Here is a 1,888-nt window from a genome sequence, read left to right as displayed (position 1 = left end):
GCATCATCGTGCGCGCCGTATCGGAAAGCCGACCGACCGCACAGCTGCTTGGCATCAACGTCAACGGCGCCATCTCCATGGTGTTCTTCGTCGGGCCGCTTCTCGGCGCTGCCGGCGGCATCCTCTATTCCAGTTACTATGGCATCATGTCGCCCAGCATGGGCGCCGTCATCGGGCTGAAGGCCTTCACCGCGGCCATCCTCGGCGGCATCGGTTCAATCCCCGGCGCCATGCTCGGCGCCTTCATCCTGGCTTTTATCGAAGTGTGGGGAACCGCGCTGCTGCCCATTGTCACAAACGGCGTGCTCGGCACCGAGTATCGCGACGTTCTCGCCTTTGCGATCCTCATACTCGTGCTTCTGGTCCGTCCTGCCGGTATACTCGGCGAGGCCGTCTCCGAGGAAAGCATCGTGTACAAGAGGGAATTCTGATGGCCGCCGCCGACACTCTCGCCGCGGCCCGGCCGCGTGCGAACCGGACCATCTCCTGGCTCGTCTTCGCCATCGCGATCGCGCTGATCATGGCCACGCCCTTCCTGCCCAACTACCATGTCCGTGTCCTCAACAGCCTGCTGATCTACATCCTGCTCGGCATCGGCCTGAACATCGTGATCGGCTATACCGGGCTGCTGGATCTCGGCTTCGTCGCCTTCTACGCGGTCGGCGCCTACAGCTATGGGCTGCTGGCAAGCCCGCAGCTCGGCCTGCATATGCCGTTCCTGCTCATCCTGCTCGTCGCCGCCTGCCTGGGTGCGGTCACCGGCATATTGCTCGGCATTCCGGTGTTGCGATTGCGCGGCGACTATCTGGCCATCGTCACACTTGGCTTCGGCGAGATCATCCGCATCATCATCAACAATCTCGACTGGCTGACCGGAGGGCCGCAAGGCATTGCCCGGCTGGACAAGGCGTCGATCCTCGGCATACAGATTGCCCGGCCGATCGACTTCTTCTGGCTGCTGCTGATCACCGTGCTCATCGTCGGCACCGTGGTCTGGCGGCTCGAGCGCTCCATCCTCGGCAAGGCGTGGGCGGCGATCCGCGAGGACCAGGATGCCGCGCGCGGCATCGGCATCAACACCACCAATGCCAAGCTTGCCGCTTTCGCCACCTCGGCCACGATCGGTTCCATAGCCGGCGCGATCTTCGCCGCATCGCAGCGTTTCGTCAGCCCGGAAAGCTTCACGCTGCAGGAATCGGTGCTGATCGTGCTGATGATCGTGGTCGGCGGCATCGGCAACATCTTCGGCATCGTCGCCGGCGCGGCAATCCTGATCCTGCTGCCGGAGCTGCTGCGCGAATTCGCCGAATGGCGCATCCTCTTCCTCGGTCTTTTGATGATCTCGCTGATCATCGCGCGCCCGGCCGGCATCGTGCCGCGCAGCTTCGGGCCGGAGAAACTGATCCGAGGGCTTTTCGGAAAATGACGCTGGTCTTTCAGAGCCTTCGCAAGGTGTATGGCGAGGTCGTCGCCATCGACGGCGTGTCGACCGACTTCGCTCCCGGCATAATCCACGGCGTGATCGGACCGAACGGCGCCGGCAAGTCGACGCTGATCAACATGACGGCTGGTTCCTACACAGTGTCGTCGGGCTCGATCACGCTCGACGGCAAGCGTCTCGACAAACTCAAGAAATACCAGATCGCCAATTCGGGAATTGCCCGCACCTATCAGAACATCCGCCTCTTCGACCAGATGTCGGCGATCGAGAACCTTGAAGTCTGTTTCTATCCCGCCGAGGTTGCGGCCGCCTGGAGGGAAGTGATCTGGCCACCCTATGCCAACGCCCAGCGCCGGCGCCGGCGTGAGAAATGCATGGAAATCCTGCGGTTTTTTGACCTTCAGGGCTACGCCGACGTCGATGCCGGGGGCCTGCCCTATGGCCGAC

At 62.7% G+C, this 1,888-nt stretch carries 2 protein-coding genes and 1 pseudogene; all 3 read left to right on the top strand.

Annotated features, from left to right (window positions below; translation table 11 throughout):
• Window positions 1-431: pseudogene (locus EN879_RS34060) on the top strand (branched-chain amino acid ABC transporter permease); the annotation flags it as partial.
• Window positions 431-1,426 carry a hypothetical protein gene (locus EN879_RS34055; protein ID WP_024504006.1) on the top strand — a complete coding sequence of 332 codons (996 nt, stop codon included), beginning with the start codon at window positions 431-433 and terminating at the stop codon, window positions 1,424-1,426. The pseudogene EN879_RS34060 and the gene EN879_RS34055, both read left to right, overlap by 1 nt.
• On the top strand, window positions 1,423-1,888 hold a 466-nt coding region (locus tag EN879_RS34050; protein ID WP_127274621.1), incomplete at its 3' end, for an ATP-binding cassette domain-containing protein. The genes EN879_RS34055 and EN879_RS34050, both read left to right, overlap by 4 nt.

The sequence above is a fragment of the Mesorhizobium sp. M7A.F.Ca.AU.002.02.1.1 genome (assembly GCF_003998535.1).
Classification (GTDB): Bacteria; Pseudomonadota; Alphaproteobacteria; order Rhizobiales; family Rhizobiaceae; genus Mesorhizobium; species Mesorhizobium ciceri.
Note: the sequence above shows the minus strand (reverse complement) of the source record. Positions and strands in the feature narration are given on the sequence as shown.

Coding starts and splice junctions, on each gene's coding strand:
- EN879_RS34055 (WP_024504006.1), top strand. CDS start 431: ATGGCCGCCGCCGACACTCTCGCCGCGGCCCGGCCGCGTGCGAACCGG.